The organism is Agrobacterium sp. H141 (assembly GCF_057158725.1).
In genome coordinates this window covers 681,110-701,252 of sequence record NZ_CM169893.1, presented here as the reverse complement: position 1 = coordinate 701,252, position 20,143 = coordinate 681,110, and the positions used below count along the sequence as shown (strand labels likewise).

At 54.4% G+C, this 20,143-nt stretch carries 17 protein-coding genes and 1 pseudogene; 7 read left to right on the top strand and 11 right to left on the bottom strand.

Annotated features, from left to right (window positions below; all coding sequences use genetic code 11):
* Window positions 1-46 precede the first annotated feature (46 nt).
* The gene (locus ACWPM9_RS03110) at window positions 47-1,465 is read left to right on the top strand and encodes a lipopolysaccharide biosynthesis protein (RefSeq protein WP_484756714.1); all 1,419 of its coding nucleotides are present in this window, start codon (window positions 47-49) and stop codon (window positions 1,463-1,465) included.
* 2 nt (window positions 1,466-1,467) lie between these two features.
* Complete coding sequence (locus ACWPM9_RS03105) at window positions 1,468-2,748, top strand: GNAT family N-acetyltransferase (protein WP_484756713.1); 1,281 nt, start codon at window positions 1,468-1,470, stop codon at window positions 2,746-2,748.
* Window positions 2,749-2,760: 12 nt separating this feature from the next.
* Here ACWPM9_RS03105 and ACWPM9_RS03100 read toward each other — a convergent pair whose 3' ends face one another.
* A complete protein-coding gene (locus ACWPM9_RS03100) occupies window positions 2,761-4,401 on the bottom strand; it encodes an AMP-binding protein (RefSeq protein WP_484756712.1) in 1,641 nt (546 codons plus the stop codon).
* Between the two features lie 224 nt (window positions 4,402-4,625).
* On the opposite strand from ACWPM9_RS03100, the gene ACWPM9_RS03095 reads away from it, so the two are divergent.
* The gene (locus tag ACWPM9_RS03095) at window positions 4,626-5,084 is read left to right on the top strand and encodes a hypothetical protein (protein ID WP_484756711.1); all 459 of its coding nucleotides are present in this window, start codon (window positions 4,626-4,628) and stop codon (window positions 5,082-5,084) included.
* A gap of 227 nt (window positions 5,085-5,311) precedes the next feature.
* Here the strand turns inward: ACWPM9_RS03095 and ACWPM9_RS03090 are convergent, their stop codons facing one another.
* From ACWPM9_RS03090 to ACWPM9_RS03070, 5 genes are all read right to left on the bottom strand, one after another.
* Window positions 5,312-7,123: a TniQ family protein gene (locus ACWPM9_RS03090; RefSeq protein WP_484756710.1), complete on the bottom strand. Its 1,812-nt coding sequence runs from the start codon at window positions 7,121-7,123 to the stop codon at window positions 5,312-5,314.
* A gap of 19 nt (window positions 7,124-7,142) precedes the next feature.
* A complete protein-coding gene (locus ACWPM9_RS03085) occupies window positions 7,143-8,096 on the bottom strand; it encodes an ATP-binding protein (protein ID WP_484756709.1) in 954 nt (317 codons plus the stop codon).
* Window positions 8,096-10,408, bottom strand: a complete 2,313-nt coding sequence (locus tag ACWPM9_RS03080) for a Mu transposase C-terminal domain-containing protein (RefSeq protein ID WP_484756708.1) — start codon at window positions 10,406-10,408, stop codon at window positions 8,096-8,098. The genes ACWPM9_RS03085 and ACWPM9_RS03080 overlap by 1 nt, the downstream gene beginning before the upstream one ends.
* Window positions 10,409-10,493: 85 nt before the next feature.
* Window positions 10,494-11,177 (bottom strand): PDDEXK family nuclease, encoded by a 684-nt coding sequence (locus tag ACWPM9_RS03075; RefSeq protein ID WP_484756707.1) that lies wholly within the window; start codon window positions 11,175-11,177, stop codon window positions 10,494-10,496.
* Window positions 11,171-11,341 carry a hypothetical protein gene (locus ACWPM9_RS03070; protein WP_484756706.1) on the bottom strand — a complete coding sequence of 57 codons (171 nt, stop codon included), beginning with the start codon at window positions 11,339-11,341 and terminating at the stop codon, window positions 11,171-11,173. Before ACWPM9_RS03070 ends, ACWPM9_RS03075 begins: the two co-directional genes overlap by 7 nt.
* A gap of 377 nt (window positions 11,342-11,718) precedes the next feature.
* Between ACWPM9_RS03070 and ACWPM9_RS03065 the strand changes: the two genes are divergently transcribed.
* Both ACWPM9_RS03065 and ACWPM9_RS03060 read left to right on the top strand, forming a co-directional pair.
* Window positions 11,719-12,060, top strand: coding sequence for a hypothetical protein (locus ACWPM9_RS03065; protein ID WP_484756705.1), 342 nt, complete (start codon window positions 11,719-11,721; stop codon window positions 12,058-12,060).
* A gap of 18 nt (window positions 12,061-12,078) precedes the next feature.
* Complete coding sequence (locus tag ACWPM9_RS03060) at window positions 12,079-12,570, top strand: hypothetical protein (protein WP_484756704.1); 492 nt, start codon at window positions 12,079-12,081, stop codon at window positions 12,568-12,570.
* Window positions 12,571-12,902: 332 nt separating this feature from the next.
* Here the strand turns inward: ACWPM9_RS03060 and ACWPM9_RS03055 are convergent.
* Window positions 12,903-13,880, bottom strand: a pseudogene (locus tag ACWPM9_RS03055) (IS1595 family transposase); the annotation flags it as partial.
* A gap of 272 nt (window positions 13,881-14,152) precedes the next feature.
* Window positions 14,153-14,545, bottom strand: a complete 393-nt coding sequence (locus tag ACWPM9_RS03050) for a hypothetical protein (RefSeq protein WP_484756703.1) — start codon at window positions 14,543-14,545, stop codon at window positions 14,153-14,155.
* Window positions 14,546-14,688: 143 nt separating this feature from the next.
* Between ACWPM9_RS03050 and ACWPM9_RS03045 the strand changes: the two genes are divergently transcribed.
* Together ACWPM9_RS03045 and ACWPM9_RS03040 are read left to right on the top strand one after the other, a co-directional pair.
* On the top strand, window positions 14,689-15,927 hold the full coding sequence (locus ACWPM9_RS03045; RefSeq protein WP_484756702.1) for a DUF4297 family anti-phage-associated protein: 1,239 nt from the start codon (window positions 14,689-14,691) through the stop codon (window positions 15,925-15,927).
* 9 nt (window positions 15,928-15,936) lie between these two features.
* Window positions 15,937-17,676, top strand: a complete 1,740-nt coding sequence (locus tag ACWPM9_RS03040) for an ATP-binding protein (protein WP_484756701.1) — start codon at window positions 15,937-15,939, stop codon at window positions 17,674-17,676.
* 10 nt (window positions 17,677-17,686) lie between these two features.
* Here ACWPM9_RS03040 and ACWPM9_RS03035 read toward each other — a convergent pair whose 3' ends face one another.
* Genes ACWPM9_RS03035 through ACWPM9_RS03025 form a run of 3 tightly spaced genes read right to left on the bottom strand, consistent with a single transcriptional unit; the run spans window position 17,687 to window position 19,983 of the window.
* A complete protein-coding gene (locus tag ACWPM9_RS03035) occupies window positions 17,687-18,793 on the bottom strand; it encodes a hypothetical protein (RefSeq protein WP_484756700.1) in 1,107 nt (368 codons plus the stop codon).
* A 51-nt stretch (window positions 18,794-18,844) separates the two neighbouring features.
* Window positions 18,845-19,507 (bottom strand): hypothetical protein, encoded by a 663-nt coding sequence (locus ACWPM9_RS03030; protein ID WP_484756699.1) that lies wholly within the window; start codon window positions 19,505-19,507, stop codon window positions 18,845-18,847.
* Between the two features lie 17 nt (window positions 19,508-19,524).
* A complete protein-coding gene (locus ACWPM9_RS03025) occupies window positions 19,525-19,983 on the bottom strand; it encodes a hypothetical protein (protein WP_484756698.1) in 459 nt (152 codons plus the stop codon).
* Window positions 19,984-20,143: the final 160 nt, after the last annotated feature.

Sequence of the window (20,143 nt, the reverse complement as noted above, 5' to 3'; positions counted from 1 at the left end):
GTTGAGAGTAAGTAAATCATTCCCAGGCGAGTATTGCGTGTCGATCATGGCGGTTGTCCAAACAGCGGAGAAAATGCTGCCGGCCAGCTTGCGGAGCCTTGTGTCCCCGTTGCTTCACCGCATTGCGGACGCGCTTGAGGGCGATGACGAGACGACCCGCGCGCAACGCATGGCCATGATTGCGTTCGCCATAAGAGTGTTGAGCGCTGCCATTGCGTTTGCATCGCAGATCGTCCAGGCCCGCATAATGGGTGAGTTCGAATACGGAATATTCGTCTTCGTTTGGGTTCTGGTCGTCCTGTTCGGAAACCTCTCCTGTCTCGGCTTCCATACAACCGTGATCCGTTTCCTGCCCCAATATCACGCACGAAATGAACAGGAATCGATTCGTGGACTGACCATCACGGCCCGTATTTTTGCGATGGTCTCGGCGAGCCTGCTGGCCAGCATCGGATTGCTGGCTCTCCATTTCTTCGGCGACACGATCGAGGCCTATTACATAATACCGCTCTTCCTTGGCCTTATTGCACTCCCCATGATTGCACTTGGCGATGTTCTGGACGGAACAGCGCGTGCGAACAGTTGGCCGGTCGCAGCGCTCAGTCCGACATTCATTATCCGCCCATTGCTGATCCTGTGCTTCATGCTCGCGGCAATCGGTCTGGGTGCCGAACATACAGCCACCACAGCCATGCAAGCGGCCCTTGCGGCGACCTATGTCACGACAGTCAGCCAGTTCATTGCCATCAACTTGCGTCTGCGCCGTCGCTTCGACCATGGGCCGCGAAAGATCGACTTCGGCGCATGGTTCCGGGTTGCCTTGCCGATCTTCTTCATTGAGGGCTTCAGCTTTCTGCTAACCAACTCGGATGTGGTCGTCGTCGGCCTTTATCTTGAACCGGATCAGGTCGCGATATACTTCGCCGCAGCCAAAACCATGGCCCTCGTTCAATTCGTATTCTTTGCGGTCAAGGCCGGCACCGGTCCGCGCTTTTCCGCGATGATGGCCGACAACGACAGACAAGCGCTCGCTGCCTTTGCCGGAACTGCCGCACGATGGAGCTTCTGGCCCTCGCTGGCCGTTGGACTGTTTGTGCTGGCCATCGGCAAGGTACTGCTTGGTCTTTTTGGCCCAGCCTTCGGCGTCGGCTACGCACTGATGGCAATTCTGTTCCTGGGCAGCCTCTCGAAGGCACTGGTTGGACCGGGAGAAGTGCTTTTGACCATGGCTGGAAAACAGAAACTTTGCGTTGCGCTCTATGCAGGGGCACTCGGCGCCAACATCGCCCTTAGCGTCACACTGATACCACTTTACGGGATTACCGGTGCCGCCATCGCGACCGCATTTGCAACATTAATCGAGGCTATTCTTCTTCACGTTGCGATACGCCGATCGCTGGGCATCGTGCTATTCGCCTTCGCCGACCCGCAATCCCTATTGAATAAAAAGACAAGGGCGATCTGACGATGGCCAATCCTCCATTTTATGACGAGAGCATGAACAGCAACGCCAACCGCATGGTTGGCGCGCTGGCGACATCGGCAACGCATGACCGCCCTGCTGCAGATATCGAAATTCCTGTCGGCAAGCCCGGCCGGGCGATGTATCTCTATCCGAGCCGAATGGGCTATGACCTTCAGGACGAACTGGAGTTCCTGTCTCACCGCGCGGTAGAGCCGAACATATTCTTTGCTGGCGGCTTTCTGGCTCCGGCCATGCCGCGTCTTGATGACCGCCATATCCGTTTAGCCCTGATCCGAGATGACGACCAGTCGCGAAGCCGCATGCGTTTTCTGATGCCATTCTCCGTGGAAAAACCTGGATTTTCCATCGGACCATCTATCATCCGCGCTTGGTCCAATCCTTTCGGGCCGCTTGGAACGCCCCTTGTCGACGTGGAAGGTGCCGCAGAAACCATCGAAAATGCGCTGATGGCCTTCGGCAACCCTGCAGCAAGTCTGCCGGGCGTCCTCGTTCTGCCCGATATCAGGGTTAAAGGCACATTCTCCCAGCTCATCAAGACGCTGGCAATCAGCCGCGATCTGCCAGTGACGGTCACAAACGAGCTCGAACGTCCGATGCTGGAAAGTTTCGAGGAGGGTGAAACCTATCTCAGAAGTGCAGTGTCCAAATCCCATTGGCGCGAGATGCGGCGGCAGCATAATCTGCTGTCGAGGGAAGGTGAGCTTACCTATTCCGTCGCGCGTCAACCGGAAGAGGTGCGCTTAGGTATGGAAGCATTTCTCGCGCTGGAAGTGAGCGGCTGGAAAGGCCGCAAACGCAGCGCTCTGGTATCAGACCGCTACCGCTCTGCTTTTGCGCGCGAGGCCATCACCAATCTCGCGCAGATGGACTCCGTGCGTATCCACACACTGGCGCTGGACGGACGCCCCATCGCCTCCATGGTGGTCTTCATCATGTCCGGTGAAGCCTATACCTGGAAAACCGCCTATGACGAGCGCTATGCCCGGTTCTCCCCCGGCAAGCTGTTGATGGTGGAATTGACGAAGTGGCACCTTGATGACGCCAATATTGAGCGCACGGATTCCTGCGCGGTTCCCGACCATCCGATCATGAGCCGCATGTGGAAGGAACGTGAGGAGATGGCGACAATTGTCATTGGCCTCACCCGCAATGCCGACCGCGACGTACGACAGGTCGCAGCACAACTTCACATGTATCGAAACACGCGCAATATCGCCCGTATTCTCCGTGACAAGATCCTGTCACGCAGCCATCACGACTGACGGGCTTGCCCCCTATTCGGCAGCTGTTGCCTCTTTGGACTGTTCTCGTAATTCACGGCGGATGACCTTGCCGCTGGTGGTCATCGGCAAGGCATCGATAAAGGCCACCTCTCGTGGGTATTCATGCATCGACAGCCGATGCTTGACCCAGTCGCTAATCTCGCGCGCCAGCATATCGCTTGCCTGATAACCACCGGACAAGACGACAAAGGCCTTCACGATCTCCGTGCGCAACGCATCCGGCTTGCCCACGACGGCTGCCAGCCGCACCGCCGGATGTCCAAGCAGGCAATCCTCGATCTCCGCTGGACCGATGCGATAGCCAGCCGACGTGATGACATCGTCGTCGCGCCCGAAAAACTCGATATAGCCATCACGGTCCTGCCGCCCAAGATCTCCGGTTTTCAACCAGTCTCCCGCGAATTTTTCACGCGTTGCCGCCTCATTTTCCCAATAGCCCAAAAACATGACGGGATCCGGTCGCTCCATGGCAACCTGACCGATTGAACCGACAGGCAGGATATTGCCTTCACCATCGACAATCTCCACCCGGTGGCCGGGAACCGCACGACCGATCTTGCCGGCCTTGGTGATTCCGAGACATGCCGCCGATGAGAGAACAAAATTGCATTCCGTCTGGCCGTAAAATTCGTTGGGGATGATCCCGAGAGCAGACGTCACCCACTCATAGGTCTCGCGCCCCAGCGCTTCACCGGCGCAACCGATACTGCGCAAGACGAGATCGTATTGTTCCCGCGGTCGCTCTACCGCCTTCATCAATCGTAGTGCGGTTGGAGGAATGAAGGCATTGCGAACCTTCATCTCGGCCATGATCCTGAACGCCATGTGCGGATCGAATTTTTGCGCCGGAGAAGAGACGACGGGAACCCCAAGCATCAGGGCTGGCAAAAGCGCGTTAAGCAACCCTCCAGCCCACGCCCAGTCGGATGGGGTCCACATCTTGTCACCGGGTTGCGGCAGGAACTCATGGGCGAACTGGAAGCCCGGAATATGCCCGGCAAGTACGCGATGACCATGAAGCGCACCCTTGGGCGAGCCCGTGGTTCCGGATGTGAAAATCATCAAGGCCGGATCGTCGGGTGCCGTTTCCGCAACCGCGAAATCTGCCGATTGATTATCCGTAAGTTCGTGGAACGCCCGGACACCGGCGCGAGGCCCATCAATGCTGATGATATCCTTGAGCGATGAAACAGGCTTTCTGATCTCACTCATGCGTGTGAGACCGAATGCATTGGTCACCAGCACCGTGGCACCCGATGCGCTCAGACGGTATTCGAGTGCCTCCGCACCGAAGAGGAGCGCCAGCGGAACGGCGATTGCTCCCATCTTGTAAATCGCCACGTGAGCAATCACGGTCTCGAAACACTGCGGCAGGAGCAAAGCCACTCGATCGCCGGCAACAACACCCAGAGCGGTAAGCGCATTGGCAAAAGCATTCGAGCGCGCAGTCAACTGACCATAGGTCAAAGTCTGATGATTACCGTCCGGACTGAAATGCTCAAGACAAATGCTGTTTGGTGAATGGGCAGACCAGTCGTCACTGACCGCGCGACCGATATTGAAGCGTTCAGGGACATTCCAGGAAAAGTCGCGGCAAAGCGTCTCGTAAGAGTCGCGGTTTGGTAGGAACATGCGGTGTTTTCCGAAAAAAGTGACATCCGTTAGCTACCATTCCTTTCGCACCTGCACAATGAAAAGTGAATTTTCGAGCTGGCTGCCTGTCTGCTGGACAGGTTTCGACACGCCATGATAGCGTCGATTTTAGAAGGACATTATGATAGCCGCCGACGCCGTGCCTCTCTGAAATAGAGACCCCGGACCGCGCTGCGGCGATCACAAACGCAGGACCACCAGCAATGACTGACAACAGCAATACGGGCGCCAACAAGAGCGGACGCAAGCCCGCCCGCATCGGACAACGCGTCGCCAACGTGACAGTGGACGCCGATCTGTTGCCAAAGACGGGCGGTCGCAAATCTGTTGCGGCAGCGGATGCAATTAACGGGCAGAAAGCCAGTATTCGTGTCTATGCACCGGTTTCGCCCGCAGCGGCAGCGCTTCAGCGTAAGGTCCAGCATCGGAATATATCGTCAACTGCCAAGCGGATCGACGCGGCCATAGAAGCCGGAAATGTGCCACCGGCCGACGCAAAAAAGATCGTGCTCAACCAGTTTATACACCGCAGTGGAAACCGCGAGACAGCTGAGAAATGGTATAGAAGCGAACACATTGCCACACTTGGCAACAAGACGCCGGCGCAGCTTGTACGCGCTGGCGAGTTGAAGGCGCTGCTGACATTCATCAACGGCAAATAAGCTGCAAGCAGATTATCCGTGTAAGGCTCGCATCTGAGCCTCACTGGTGCGGCCCCTAACGATTTTCCCTAGCGGAACCGATTTACGGAAATCATTGAATAATTTCCAAATCGTGTACTCTAAGCGGCTCGGAATCACGCCCCTTAACAACTTTCCCTGCAAGCGTCACAGCGCAAAAAAGCCCGCTAAGAAGCGGGCTTTCACGGGGTAGGTAAGAACGCGGGAGTTTAAAAGCCTACGCTCTCGATTTCACTTCGACGGTAGATTTTCGTCGCCTTAGGGCTTGCCTCGTACACCGGACGAATCCCCAACTCGGTGAGCCGATTGCGCACCGCAAGTGCGGCTTCACCCCGTTCTTTTGACAGGACATCAAGCAAAACATGTTCTCGCGCAAACGTTTCCAGATCGTCTAATCGTACCACAAGAATATGGCTCCTGATCTTTTGGTGCGGAACCTTCGTTGTGGGGACAATCCCCAGGTCGAAAAGATCATTGATGGTCTCCCGGCGAGTACCCAACGCGGCGGCAGCACTAGCGCGATCAAGGAATTCTCCTCCGAACCCCGATCCAGAAAGCTCGTCAATCTCAGTCGGGTTGACCATAATTTTATCGAGCCGAAATTCCGGTCCCGACATTTGGACGTGGGCCAGCTGGCCATTCAGAATGAGTGCGATGATTGCAACGAACGTCCGATGGCAGATTTTGGTAGCGTCCAGAACCGGTACGAGATCGTGTTCTGTCGGAGTAGGCGAAAGACGAGCCTCAACGCGATCCTGAAACCGCTGTACCTCATCAGCCGACACCCATCGGTACACTCGGCCCATGGCCTCGCCATTTGTTGAGAATGGCAGATATCCCTCGTTCAACAGCGCTTCCATTTGCGTCATTGCACATCCCATACGTTCGGCGGCTTGGGTCGTTGTCAACTGCGATGCGGCATCAATCAGTAACGCGTGGGCCTCGTCTTTACGAAAAACGACACTGCGGCTCCCAAAGACCGCGATGACGGCCTTCCCACCTGTCTGATTAATGACAACATCTCGAACGCGAGCCTCCGGTAATCCATATTCCTTTGCTGCAGAATATACGGTGTGAACCCGCCTGCGGCTGACGACAGTCAGGAATGTTTCGCCTTGTTCAAGTGGAAGATGTTTCTCCGCGTGATCCTGAAATAGTTCCCTGATCGAGCCGTATTCACCATCCGGGGCCTCGTCTCGCAGCCATCGCAACGGAAGCGAATAGACCATCGGGTACTTAGAAGCTTTGCCAACCATCTTCACGATGTACGACGTCAGGAAATCCCAGACGGCCTCTCGCCCCTCAGCAGCGATTGCATATCCTGACGCGAGACACTCGGGGTTCGTCATGCCTCCCGGCACGCGATCAGAAATCTTTCCTTCAGCCGCGAAGTGATGAAGCCCTCCGAGAACCGCGCAAAGTTCAGCGGCAACGTAGAGTGGCAGCGTATCGAGATAAGAAGTGGCAGGTGGTTCTAACAGTCGGTCTGAAAAGTACAGATCATGCGGTAATACGCCAGATGCCACTGCATCCTTCACGTTGATATCTGTAAGGGCTTTCAGATCAAGAGTGTCAAAATCTTCGGGAAGATCGACAAGCGGAACTCCGTGTCGCGAGCACCTAGAGATCACGCTTAAACGCCAAGTTGCCCGCATGTAAATGCGGGTTCTAGGATGACCTGTCCCGTTTCGAACGTCGTCCGAAAAGCAGTGCGGACAGTACCTGCGGTGAGTTGCCCTCAACTGTGTACGCTTCACTTGCGCAGCACCAAAAGCAACGATGCCATCTCGCCTGATGGCGAACGCCTGCAGGCGTGCTTCCGACACGCCGCTCCACCGAGCTACCGCATCGAGTTCGTCGCGATCCATTGCAATGATTCCGCCCTGGCGGGTACCGGTAAAGTCGCAAAACTCAGCCAGAGAATGAAAGCCATTCGCCAACACCAACCGCGCTACAAAACTCTCCGCCGTCTCGTCGTCAAAGGGCAACACGACATGTGGAAGTCGACCAAAATTGCTCATTTAGTAGTCTCCTTTCCACCTAATCCATGTCAGACAGGGAGTGCGAAGGGTTGATGCTCCTCCAATCGGTAGTCGTGAATGGGTTGTCAGCTGCGAGGTTCCCGCGCCGGGATTTGTACGCTGCGGCAAAGTCCCCAATGGTCACGTTTGTCCCGGCGCTATCCAGGACGCGAAAACACGCTTTCTGGGTAATCTTGATCATGGTCCCAAATGCACCCTTAGACGCCACGATCAGCCGGGCAATCAGCTCGTCTTCCTCAGTCCACCCAATCTGGAGCCCCGCGTCGTCTTCCACGATTTGGCGCACGACCTTGCCGATAGCTTCCGCGTTTTTCTTGTTGGACCTTACGAGATTGAAGCGTTGGACCTTGGCTCGATTAGCAACCTCATCACTCTCCATAAAGCGTTTCATCTTGGGCGTGCCGGAAAGGATCAAGTGAAGCGGCCAATCGTCGATCTCCGTTAAGCCCTTCACAAAATCTTGCACCTGCAGTATCGCGCCTTCAGTCCCACCCGTATTCACGTGTTGCATTTCATCGAAGTGCAAATACCTGATCCCTCTAAACTGCAGTTGCCGGGCAACCATAGCCCACCGCGAAACCGCATTCTGGTTGGCTTTGGCGTACAGATTCCATTTGTTCAAAACGGTGTCGGCTAAGCTTTTGGGTGAGCAGTCGGGCGGACACCTTATGCTCAGCAACGGAACCACGCGCTTTCCAAACTCATCCTCGTATGGCTGGAACGCTTCCATTCGTTTGAACAGGCGTGCGAGGGCGGTACTTTTGCCAGTGTCAGAGTGCCCAATTACGAAGAGAATACGATCTTTCGATCCGCCTCCCCTCTCGCAGCGCTTCGCGTTATTGACGAGATCGGTTACCATGTCCTCCAGCTCCCTGTCTTTGAGCTGAAGGTAGTATTTCAGCTCCATATGGAGCTTGCGGTCCTCAATGGACATGTCGCTGAAATCGCTCATTACTTGTAATCTCCGAGCTGGGAATCTTCGTCGTCCTCATCAATGTCGGCAATAGCCTCATCTACCTCAGGGATGATGGGGACCTCGGGCTCGACAGCCTTCTTTTTCGGGGCCTTCGCTGCCAGGACTTCAGCAGGAAGCTTTTCAACACGCCCCTGAAGCAAAGGAGTTGCTTGAGGGGCAGGCGTTGCCAGAAGTGCCAACTCACCAGCTTCTGCCTTCGTGATGGCGCGGCCTTCGAAAAGTCTCGCAGTGGCGCGAGACATGTCTTCTGCACTGCGCATATGTGGGGAGATACCGCTACGCAGAGCAGCAGCATCTACGACGCCGTGTACCCAGTTGATGCCGTCATACATGGTGGGCGCGGAGCGCGCTGATCGCTCTTTGTTTAGCCGCTCAAGTTCCTTTTTGGCCAAGTGCCATTCTTCAAGGCAAATATACGGAGGTACTCCAATGCGATTTCCAACCGTCAACCATCCGTCCTCAGTGTGGACGGAAATCGATTCCAGGTCGCGAGGGTGGAAACGGACGGGGAAGAGCTTCTTCGAACCGTGCTTGCGGCGGTACGATTGGAGTTCGTCGGAGTTGTATGGAATGCCGTGAAGAACGATGCCTTCGCTGCGGATGATCTTTTCCTTCTTCACTCCGAAGATGTGACGTTTTTCGTGTCGACCAGGAACTGGGCGCATCGGATAGGTACGCTTCTTCAATTCCCACGCCTCGTAGGGCGTCAATCCATTCAGGCGGGCACTAGGAGTGTTCATGAACACATCACAAAGCCAGCGATAAACGATCACCATGAATTCGTCGACGATGAGGGTTGCATTCGCGACGGAATCGTAGTCGCGTCGTTCGACGACGTTGGAAAACGTGCGACCATCGAAATACGACATCAAGTCTTTCGCAAATGTCTTGAACAGCGATTCGATGAATGGTCGTTTCCAAGCTTGCCCCGCTGGTGGTCGGGTCAGAGATGCGCTGCTCATGAGGAAAGCATCGCGTGTGATGTCAGCGATGTAAGGCGTCCCGTTGTCGGTGAATACGTTCTCCGGTCGCACTTTTGCGGCCCAAGGCGTCTTTGCACCCACCAGGTTCGAAATGTGCGTCTTGTCCGACATCACCATTTCGAGGGCCTCAACTACGGCGGAAGCACAAGGCTTTCGAGTTGCCTTCAGCGCCAAAGGCATCCCGGTCGCGGCGTCAATTGCGCCCACGAACCAAATGCGCTGGGGTTTATCTGCTGCGGCTTTTTCCAGGGCGGTCTGAAATTTGGCAGGAAGACGCAACCAGACGCCGGTCTCTTTCATCAGGGTAATGCAATCGACATTCCAGTCGTCGAATTCGACACGCTCACCGGGGCGAACTACGTCGTAAGAATCCATTTTCGGCTTGTAGACTGCATGAGCGTAAGGCTCGCCTTCATGAGCAGCGAGAACGTCGAAGGCCCTCAGCTGTTTAATCATATTCTCAAAGCGCTTACGCTCGACAAAGATCAGTTTGGATTGGTCTTCAGTTCGCGCCTTGTTGGCTTCGTGGATGCGGGCGTTCGCGATTTTCCGTGCCTTCGACATCGGCACTTTGCGTTTCGAAGCATATTCGGCAGCAGCCTGCCGCCAGATCGCATAGCTTTCGGCGCATTCGACCTGCAGGTGACGGCGTTTCGGCCCCTTCTGCTGGGGAATGAGTGCACGCACATCGTCTCCACAGCTTTCATATTTGCTAACGTAAGAGTTGAAGCTGCGAACTGTTGGCACCTCAAAGCCGTTGGTCTTCTTACCGGCACGTTTCTTTCGCACTTTCCCGGTCTCTTCATTTTCTTCCTTCTGAAGCAGCTGGTACTCGACGGTCCAATTCAGCAACAACTCTTCCATGGAACGCCCGCCGGGCATTTCCGCTGCTGGTTTCAGACTGCGGGGCACATACTGTCCGACCTCGATACACCAGGCACGGTGTTTCAAGACGAGGAATTCGTGGTAGCGAGCAATGGCAACGCCGTCGGGCTTAAACTCGTCGACAGTTTTGTTGCCGAACCGCTCATAAGCCTTCAAACCGGCCTCAGTATAAAAACCAGCGTAAAACTGCGCGCGACCCTCATCGATTGCGAGTTCGATTTCAGTATGTTTGATGCGCTTGTGCGTCATCGGATCGTTCTCGTGAAAGAACAATGTATCCGTCGCGCGGTACGAGATCGCGATGAGGGGGGTGCCCTCATAAACGAAACGGTCGCTCGACGTCATGAGGGGGATCGAAGGTGTGCTTTCCGGAGCGGGACGCAGTTCAAGCTTGCCGTTGGCGTCAGGATTATCAGTCATGGTGTCCTCCTTGGACATAGCTTCGCCGTGCTCCGAATGGGTTTCGAAGTGGCTGGGATGGAATGGGTTGTGGGCTAAGGGGCGATTAGATTTCGACCGTGAACCAGGTCAACTCGTTGATGAGACCCGGCTCGGGCTTTAGGTACCCGAGATCGATGAGCCGCCATATGGCGGCGGTACGGGACGGCCGGTCGATGCCGAGCGTGTACATCTGGTAGAAGCACACCTTAGCCTTGGCCCGCTGCTGAAGCTCATCCAGCAGAGTGTGAACCTGATGGTCGTCGTGCAATTCTCGATAAAACAGGATGCTATCGGCGTTGCGCACGCCCCACCAAGGAACATCCTGCTCGGTCAAGATCGTCAATTTATGAAAACGATCACGATACTCGGGCAGCATACCCTTAAAGACGGCCTCGACTTCTGCCTTCTTCTTCTCCTGTTTGACGGCAACGGCCTCCCAACGGCCGCGTTTATCGCGGACGCAATAGTCGATGGTGTGTTTGTGAAGCACGCCTTCCTCGTCATGATACTCAACTGTCATGAACTGCGAGCGCACCTCGACAACGCCTGGCTGGGCTTTCAGGAACGAGGCAACCTTTTTCTCAGTGCCGCTTTCGTGCTGCACCTCGCGATTGTTGAACACGGACGAACCGTTCGTGTTCAACAGATGCTTAGGAGTAACGTTACGCACACCCTCGTGGCGCAACGGCTCTACCCACAGCATCGGTTCGCCGTCAATCAGAGTGGGGGAATGGGGATTGCTTACCATCGCGTCGTACGCATCCCGACGATTGCATTCTTGTCCGCGTCCGATCCGGTGTCCTGGAACACCTCAAATCGAGAGCGAATGTCGGCTCCAGCACCGGAGCGCAATTCGGTCAGAATGGCACGACGCACCAACACGTGGTGCAGCACATTTTTTGATGGGCGCATAGATACCTCCTGGGCGCACATGGGTGGCAGCCCATCCGGAGGTAGAGGACACGATGTCCTTACTTCAGATGGAGCTGAGGAAGGTCTTTCCTAGATTGACGATGCGTATCATCGTGGGGCTCCGTGTTTGAAACTGGCGCAGAAGATAGTCAGCGGCGGTACCGAAAGTCCAGCGGGAAAAATTTACCTGTTCGGAATATGGTTAAGGAAATCGATACGGGCAGTTCGAGCCAACGGCTCATGACAGGTTGAGCGTCTGCTTGTGTATAGTCTGGTCGCGGTTACGATTGCTATTCGCCACATACATTTGAACTTTCGCCACGAAAACTGAGCAAAACGACTCGTTCTCTCGCTCTGGTTGTCAAAACTGACCGTTCTTGGACCCGTCAAAGCTCAATCCTGCTTCCACTGCTTCACGATTCCTCAACATCGGCTTGTTACCGAAAGGAAAATCATTTCTGGAGCACGCAGTGACCTCGCTTATTATCGACAAAGGCCCCGTGAAACTGACGGTGGCGGACATTTCTTTTTTTGAAGAAGGCTTATCCCTTTCGCACAGGGACACCCTATTAGGAGCATTGCGGATGGGAGCTATTTTGCGGCTTCGGCATTCCCAATTCAACTATAGGCTACAATTGCAATCGAATGAGTACATCAGTCATGTCGATCTGATTCCCTGGATGTTGACAACCACGTCAGCAGAGGGTTGTTTCGCGTGACGATTGTTGGAGGGGTAGATGCAGGTGAACCTTAAAAGGGCGATTGGTCTTTTGGCTTTGCTACTATCGACAGCTCACTGGTCTGCCGCCGGTGCAGGCCCTTTGGACGAAAGCACTTTCAATAAAATCAGCGTCGGAAAGCCCACCAGGTTTCACGACATATCTACTTTCGACGCAAAGGCGGTTTGCTTACTCCAGCCGTACCAAGATCGATTGCCGTCAAGAGATGTGTTAGCGGCAAGGGTGAACAAATATCTCGCCGCGAACAACTACTCAGCGGACGAAGGACATTTTGCATTTGTGGTGATTGGGAACGATGCAATTGAATTGACATCTTTCAAACGTTCTCAGAGCCTCGATGTCTTGGCAAAACACGAAGTTCCCTCGAAAGCCCTTGAAATGTTCCCGATAGGGTTTGTTCCCCAGGACTGTGCAGACGGCCAGCTCGCAGCTTTCATGAAGATTAGCTTCCGATCAAAACCCTACATAGTGCTCGGCGAGCTGCGCTAGGCCATCAATATCTGGCGCGATCCGGTGATCTTCGATCCGATGGGGATATGCCGCAGATAACCTATGGCCGTCTCCGTTGGAGCCAAACTTGGCGGATGGACGTATCGTCGGGTATTTCTCTCCTCGCCGTGCCGTCTCGGCGGTAGCGCAGGACGTTCTGGCTGACGGCGATGATATTTATGCCGTCTTTCCTCGCGCCTGACGTCGTCCAGCGCGTCGAAGATATCCATGCCGTTCTCGAACGCATACTCCTCGGCACGTTTCAATCGCTCCGGATCGACCATCGCCAGCACCTGATCTTGGTGGTCATGCTTCCATTTCCACGTATCCCCGACGACTCCGCGCCAAGTCACACGTCCGATCCGCTGACCGAGACCGAGCATCGTATCGATGTTGGTCTGGAAGTGTCGCCGTCGGTTCCATCTGAAGACGAACTCGTTGGCGTAGATGTCGATGTGCTTGTCCCGCAACCCGTGGAACGTGCCGTAGCTCCATCGCTTGAAGTTCGAGAAGACCCGATGAACCCACGGCAAAACGACGTGGGCAGGTGGCGCATCGACGGCGCTAAGATTGATGGCGTTGTGGCCACGATCCGGCATTCGCCTGTAGGCGGTGTTGCCGTCAGTGTGCAGCACGCATCCAATTGCCGTGTTGTCCTGGATGAAGGCGTGCAAGCTTTCGCGGTCGATGTTGACGATCCGTTGCAGACGGCATCGTCCGGGATATTTCCCCTCGCTGACCTCGATGGCCCCGACCATGAAAATCTTGCCGATTGGACTGCGGCCCTGACCGCCGCCCTCCGGTTCATCCTTCGTCCGGAACGGGACATTGGTCTCATCGATCTCGATGTCGCCTCTAAGAGGTTTACGATCCGGATCGACCATCGCCCGCCGGAGCTTGTGGAGGAGCAACCAGGCGGTCTTGTATCCGACGCCGAGCTTCGGCTGGAGCTGGAGAGCTGAAATCCCGTTCGAATGCGTTGCAACGAGATAAGCGGCCAGGAACCATTTCCTCAACGGGAGGTGCGTGCCATGCATCACGGTGCCAGCGATCAGCGAGGTTTGGTGATGGCACCGCGTGACCGACCGCTCGCCATTCTTGGCTACGAATGCTCCTTGGCATTCCCAGACCCAAGGCCGAGCTTCAAGCCGCCACGCTCGGTTGCCGCCGCACTTCGGGCATTTGAAGCCATGCTCCCAACGCTTCTTCGCAAGGTATTCCGCGCAAGCGTAGTCGTCGGCGAAGTCCAAAGTGAACTTCTCCAGCGATGGAGGACGGTCATTTGCCCAGCGTGTCGGAAACAGGCCCATCTCGCCGATATAAACGAGGAGGGGGCGCACGTCTCGCGCGAACACTAACTGTGGTTAACACCTGTGCAAACGGGATAAGCCGTTTTTGAAGTTCGCACTTACCTCGGCGTATTCGTCGGGGCATTCAGTGACGAGAATGCAGCATGGGGCGTCGAGCGACAGGCAAATATCACACTACAAATAGAAAAAATGTTGGACACCCAGCGGGATGCCGACAAAGAAGAATGGTATCAAGCAAAGTTAACGTTGGCAGACGGAACTGTCATATCGCGCTATGCTGCCCGGGTATCAGGGTCATGGTCTAGGGCTTTTGACTCGCCCGATAAGCTTTCTAAGGCGCTCGCCGATGAATTTCCCGATGAAGTGATGCCATTGCCAGGCATGTGATGCTGCTGGCCGTATGCTCTGACTGATTTGATGTGCGGGTGTTCAGGGTTGAAGAAGCTACCTTCGCCATGGATTTGCTCATATTGAATGGCCTTTGTCACCCAATCCTTGGCTTCTTGAAATGTATGAGTCCACCTTTCCATGTTTGCTTTCTCTACGAAGGAGTTCCATTCTTCCAGAATGAAGCGAACGCGCCGTACGCTTCCCACCTCCATCGCGATTTTTACGCCTGAAATATAAATGGCCTCAAAAGCATCGATGTTCTTCTGACTGAGCATTATTATTCTCCACAAGTCGATCCGAGCGCTATCGAACAATAGTCAATAGTCGCCTGAAATTTTGATCGGCGCAAATTACACCACTCGCGTCACGAGCGGCCTCTGCCATATTATTCCAATCAGGGATTGATTCGGGGGTTAGGATGCTGGAGGTCGATAAAAAACGTGAAGCAACGGCTTCGATCCGTGGATACTTCTATCAGCTCGACGCTGCGCTGCTGGATATCTTGGCCGCAGGCTTGGATGACCAGGTGGTAATTGAGGGCATCGAGGATTTCGACCGATACGCCCCAGACGGGATAACATACAATCAAGTAAAGTATTACGAGGCGCAGAGCCTCACCGATGCCATCCTACGTGATCCTCTCCACAAACTTTTCCAACATTTCTACGGCCTAAAGGAAGCCGATAGGGTCGGTCGGAAGTACGTCCTTTACGGCCATTATAAGGAAATAAAGATCGCGGTTGGCCCTTTAACCGTGGATCGGTTCAAAGAGGTGATGACCTATTTCAAGGTCGAGGAAGATAAGTCTCGCACGAAGAAGTCTCACCTCGACGGGCTGGAGATTGCTGACGATCTTATTGAGGCTTTCTGTAGCGTTTTCGAAGTGCGGCCCGCGAAAGAATTCGCGGCACAGCGCGCCGAGGTCGTTGCTCAGCTTCGGTCCAACCAGAAGGTGACGGAGATCGAAGCTTGCGGTTTCCATTATCCTAGAGCTTTCGATTTTGTCGCCAGCCTTGCGACAAGGAAAGATCATGTAGACCGCTCTACTAGCCTTCGGAAGTTGCAGGATCATCTCAAGGGCACCCAAGCCGTCCATCATAGTTGGTTGCTCCGCGAAAAGGAGGCGGCGGCGTATGGTCGGTTTATGCGTAATCTTTACTTCTCTCAGCAGAACACGGCTGGCGTAATTCGGGTATTCATTATCGAAGTTGATAAAAACGCTGGCAGTCAAGTGGTCGCTGATCAAGTGCTTGAGATCGCGAAGAAGTGGAGTTCCGCCAATAGTCCGAGGACCCCGGATAATGAGCGCCATGCGCCGTTTATAATGTTGCGCAATGCTGGGGAGGATTTGACCCAAGAAGTGAAAAACTCGATTTACGAGCAGGGCTTAGAATTCGTCGATGGTCACCCTTACCGTGGTTCGCCATTCCGCGCAGAGCACGTCCGAACGCCCCAGACCAAGGAACGAACAGTAGCGGTGAGATTCGTCGATAATCTCGATCAGTTAACCGCCTCGCTAGAGGGTATGGGTCGAAAACCGCGTCGCATCTACGATTTCTTCATGAACACACCTACGCCGTTGAACCTGGCTGGTGGTAACATCCAAAGTTACTCGATCCCCGTGGACGAATTGTCTCTAATCACGAAAATTATCTGAGGACATATAATGACTGAGCAAATCGCCAATGCCGAGGTTGTCGCCGTTTACCCCAACAAAGTCCGAGTGGCCGTCGATGATCTCTTGAACTTCCAGGCGGCGGGGGAGTCTCTTCGCGTTGGGTCCTTTCTCAAGGTCTCGGACAATGACAACGTTTCTCTCATCTGCATCATCGAAAGCTTTTCAATTGAGATGAAAGAGGTGAAAGGCGACGGCAGCAGTGACTACAAGCGCGTCTATATGATTGATGCGTACCCTCTCGGGACCCTTAAAGACGGAAAGTTCAATCGTGGCGGCGACGAATTGGCCATTCCACCCAAGAAGGTCGTCCCGGCGACGAAAGCGGAAATCGCAGCCATCTATGCAGACTGCTATGCGGCAGAAGACCGCTTTTGCTTTTCTTCACTGACCAGGCAACGTGATATCGTCGTACCCGTTCACGGCGACCGGTTCTTCAACAAACATATTGCCGTTGTCGGTGCTTCGGGATCGGGCAAATCATCGAGTGTGTCGTCAGTTCTGCAAAAGGCGATATCTGCCAGAACCGGCGAATACCAGGGGCTCAACAACTCCCATATCCTGATATTCGATCTTCATTCCGAATATGCCACGGCGTTTCCGAAGGCGAATGTCATCACCGTCGATGGCCTAGTCCTGCCATATTGGCTTCTCAACGAAGACGAGATGGAGGACATGTTCCTGGAGTCGGGGGACAACAACAACTACAACCAGGAGTCGCTGCTCCGTTCCGTAGTGACCATCGCCAAGAAGATCAGCAATCCTACCGTCGAAAAGGTCAATTTCGACAGTCCGCTTCGATATGACATTCAGCACGTAGCGAACGCTTTCCGCAACCTGACGCGGGAAACAAAAGATGCTGAGAACTCGCTGCACATCAAGTTTAAGGACGGTACGACCGAAACGTTCGATGATGTCGAGGGTCAGCTTGAGCATTATTGCAAGGCGTTGCGGGATTTCGCGGCCCCGGAACGCAGCAAAATCAACAAAGGTCCCTATGCCGACGGTAGCATCGACAAATTCGAGCGTCGGATTAGATCAAAGATATCCAACTCTCGGCTTGATTTCATATTCGGTGCGAAGGCCAAAGCTGCGACATTGGAGCAGGTACTTGAACAGTTTACCGGCTACAAGGCGGGAGGCGAGTCGAATGTCACCATCATCGACCTCAGCGGCATTCCCTTTGAGCTGCTCAGCATTACCGTCTCGCTGATCTCCCGTCTAATGTTCGATTTTTGCTACTATGCCCGGCGCGTCGAAAGCAAATCAGAGCAACCGTTCCTCATGGTGTATGAGGAAGCACACAAATACGCACCAAAGAGCGGTCTTGCCCGCTACAAGGCTTCCCTGGCTGCAATCGAGCGCATTGCCAAAGAAGGCCGAAAGTACGGCATCAGCCTTCTGATTTCGAGCCAGCGCCCGTCTGAAATTTCAGAGACTATCTTTTCGCAATGCTCCAATTTCCTGGCGATGCGTCTCACCAACCCCGATGACCAAAGTTATGTCCGCCGACTATTGCCGGATACGCTGGGCAATCTCACCGAGGGCATGCCTGCCCTTGAGCAAGGGGAAGCACTTCTCATCGGGGACGCCGTCATCATGCCTTGCGTCGTGTATGTGGAGAAATGCAATCCCGAACCCTCATCGAGTGACGTGAAATATCTGACGCTCTGGAAAGAGGAATGGAAGAAGATCGATTTCAAACAGCGTGCCGACAACTGGCGAGGGTAAAGGGTGCTGATCATGGTGCACCGGTCCAGGTTGTCGATATGGGGAAATGATCCGATCCGAAGGAATCCGGGCTGACCCGGGGCTCCGTGAACTCAGCCGCTTTCGCATCAGCGACGGCAATGTGATCGATTGCCTTGTCCGCGAATTTCGTGTCCGTATACGTCCTACCAAGTTGCTCCGTCACAATTTTCCATTTCTGACTGCCTGAGAGTGGCACGGTCATGATAGCGAACGTGTCGTCGTAACCATCCCCATTACACTTCTCGGCAGGAAACGGTGCCTTTTCGCAAGAGAAGGCAGCCAACTGACAATCATCAAATGACTGACCGACCTTCCCAGGTTCAAAGGAGGTGTTCCAGTCGCCAGCGATCAGGACCGTGCGTCCTTCATTGGCGGCTATATCGGCAACTACCTTGGTTGCTGCGATCACGCGCTCCCTTTTGAAGGCGTTGTCCTTGTCGGCTTTCGCTTTCACCTCAGAGCCTTTGTCCAAAATCTCTTGCAGCGCCGGTAGAGCAGGTAGTTCTAGTTTCTTCAGGTTGGCGACTGTGTCACCTGCTGCGAAACACGCATCGTTCGAATTGGATTTGAGATGGACGGGAAATATGGTCAGACCATTCGAAAAATCGACCCGCAGCGTGCCACGGTCAGTTGCTGCCACCCCCATCATGTCGATGCCTTTCAACTGTACTTCCTTGACCGGAATAGAGGCATCGCCATCCGGCTTCATGCTGGTGAACACCGGATGGGTGCGTCCCTCGGGCTTTGCGTCCAGTTCGACGACTGAGGTTATTGGTATCTTCGACAGAATGCCGACTTCCAAACTGAAATGAATCTCGCTTCCCTGAACTTGGCCGTCGGACACTGCCGCATAATAAGTTGGCCATCCAACCGCTTTTGCGATTGCCTTCAGGTCGTCGACCCCGGTGAGTTCGATCAGCACAAGCACATCCGGAGCCAAAGCGTTGGACATTGCCTTGTAATCAGATGCGCGAGCAAGAACCCTTTCCATCGGTTGCGCCGCAACATTCCAGGAAACGATCTTGACCTCTGACGCCCAAGCCTGACTCGCAAGCGTGGAGGTGGCAGCGATTATGAAAGCAGGAAGGAAACGCATATCTCACCTCATAGTTATCCAGGCGGATTTGATCCGCAGTTAGACTGACAATCAGTTCGCATTCGTTTCCGGCAGCTCCGCTGGCGTCACTTCTTCTGCCGCCGGTCGCGCGCCTGCGCGGCGCATTTCGAGCAGGAGCCGTATAGACATGTAAACGGACAAGCTGGTCAGCACGAGAGCGACGGTCGGCTCTATCAGAGGGTCATAGGTCGGCCCCCAGTTTGCCACCCGATACGTATCGTCCCAAAGTCCAGCGTTGATCGGCCGAGACCAGATGCCGGTACAATTGACAAGTGCGTTCGACGCATGTTGGCAAACCTGCGTCTGCCCCACGATTTTCCACAAATGGACTGCGGTCAGTAGAGGAAGACCGATTAAAATGAAGAGGGCGATGCCCTGTATCCAGCGGCCAGGAGGAGTTTGCGGATCGACGTCAAGCAGCCGAAATGGGAAGGCACCGGCTGCAGAGCCGCTCGATTTTTTGGCGTGATATGCCGCCAGAAAAGGGATCACCCAGAAAAAGAGGGCGAAAAAGCGCAGTCCATGAACGGCGTAGGCTTCACGCGACAAGTCGCCGTCAAATTTAAGTTCTATCGGAAGCTTAAATATCAGCGCGAAGTCGGATTTTTGAGTTGATCCGTGAATATTGACCATCACGACGAAGGTAAGGATCGCCAGCGTGATCCATATTTTCCGGAGGGTCTCCTGTGTCATCTTAATTCTCCGGCCTGTTAGGATTTGCCGCAGAGACGGTTCAACTGCCCTTGCGCCCAACCGAGAAGCACGGGCTGCAACAGCCCAAGATTTGTCAGGTATTTGCCGACGTCACCGGATATATCGACGTCAAACGATGTTATGCGACACGCTCCAACATCTACGGTCACGTCTGGAGAAATAGTGCCGGAGACAGAAAACCTGATGAGAGCTGCGTCACTCGTAGCGCAGGTGGTCTCCATCCGTGATTTCACACGAAACCCTTGCGGCGCAGAGCAGATATCGATTTGCGTTGCTTCAGATCGGCGCGTGCGGTTCGGTCCACCAGGCAACACTTCGCAGATTTTAATCTGCTCGATGGCTGTACGAATGTTCTGCCAGTCAGGGGTATTCAGGAGAGACCAGCATTCTTCGGCGTGACCGTTTGACGCCCCCGTCACCAGCATGAATATTCCGAATAGGGTATGCTTCACCATTGCTACGATCCCCCTGGCCGCAAACAGAAGCTCTCGGACAGAAGCATAGCGTGGAGGAAATTTCAACTATCTGATGTATTCAAGCAGTTGACTTCGCCGAATTGCGTCTATGGTTGCGCCGAGTTGGTGGGGCCTCGCGAGCGCCGCTCACGGCGAAAAT

Bases quoted from the DNA above. Each gene is read 5' to 3' on its own strand.
- ACWPM9_RS03030 (WP_484756699.1), bottom strand. From the start codon at position 19,507: ATGACACAGGAGACCCTCCGGAAAATATGGATCACGCTGGCGATCCTT.
- ACWPM9_RS03085 (WP_484756709.1), bottom strand. From the start codon at position 8,096: ATGAGCGATTTCAGCGACATGTCCATTGAGGACCGCAAGCTCCATATG.
- ACWPM9_RS03080 (WP_484756708.1), bottom strand. From the start codon at position 10,408: ATGACTGATAATCCTGACGCCAACGGCAAGCTTGAACTGCGTCCCGCT.
- ACWPM9_RS03025 (WP_484756698.1), bottom strand. From the start codon at position 19,983: ATGGTGAAGCATACCCTATTCGGAATATTCATGCTGGTGACGGGGGCG.
- ACWPM9_RS03060 (WP_484756704.1), top strand. From the start codon at position 12,079: ATGCAGGTGAACCTTAAAAGGGCGATTGGTCTTTTGGCTTTGCTACTA.
- ACWPM9_RS03035 (WP_484756700.1), bottom strand. From the start codon at position 18,793: ATGCGTTTCCTTCCTGCTTTCATAATCGCTGCCACCTCCACGCTTGCG.
- ACWPM9_RS03075 (WP_484756707.1), bottom strand. From the start codon at position 11,177: ATGGTAAGCAATCCCCATTCCCCCACTCTGATTGACGGCGAACCGATG.
- ACWPM9_RS03100 (WP_484756712.1), bottom strand. From the start codon at position 4,401: ATGTTCCTACCAAACCGCGACTCTTACGAGACGCTTTGCCGCGACTTT.
- ACWPM9_RS03040 (WP_484756701.1), top strand. From the start codon at position 15,937: ATGACTGAGCAAATCGCCAATGCCGAGGTTGTCGCCGTTTACCCCAAC.
- ACWPM9_RS03110 (WP_484756714.1), top strand. From the start codon at position 47: ATGGCGGTTGTCCAAACAGCGGAGAAAATGCTGCCGGCCAGCTTGCGG.
- ACWPM9_RS03105 (WP_484756713.1), top strand. From the start codon at position 1,468: ATGGCCAATCCTCCATTTTATGACGAGAGCATGAACAGCAACGCCAAC.
- ACWPM9_RS03050 (WP_484756703.1), bottom strand. From the start codon at position 14,545: ATGCTCAGTCAGAAGAACATCGATGCTTTTGAGGCCATTTATATTTCA.
- ACWPM9_RS03045 (WP_484756702.1), top strand. From the start codon at position 14,689: ATGCTGGAGGTCGATAAAAAACGTGAAGCAACGGCTTCGATCCGTGGA.
- ACWPM9_RS03070 (WP_484756706.1), bottom strand. From the start codon at position 11,341: ATGCGCCCATCAAAAAATGTGCTGCACCACGTGTTGGTGCGTCGTGCC.
- ACWPM9_RS03095 (WP_484756711.1), top strand. From the start codon at position 4,626: ATGACTGACAACAGCAATACGGGCGCCAACAAGAGCGGACGCAAGCCC.
- ACWPM9_RS03090 (WP_484756710.1), bottom strand. From the start codon at position 7,123: ATGAGCAATTTTGGTCGACTTCCACATGTCGTGTTGCCCTTTGACGAC.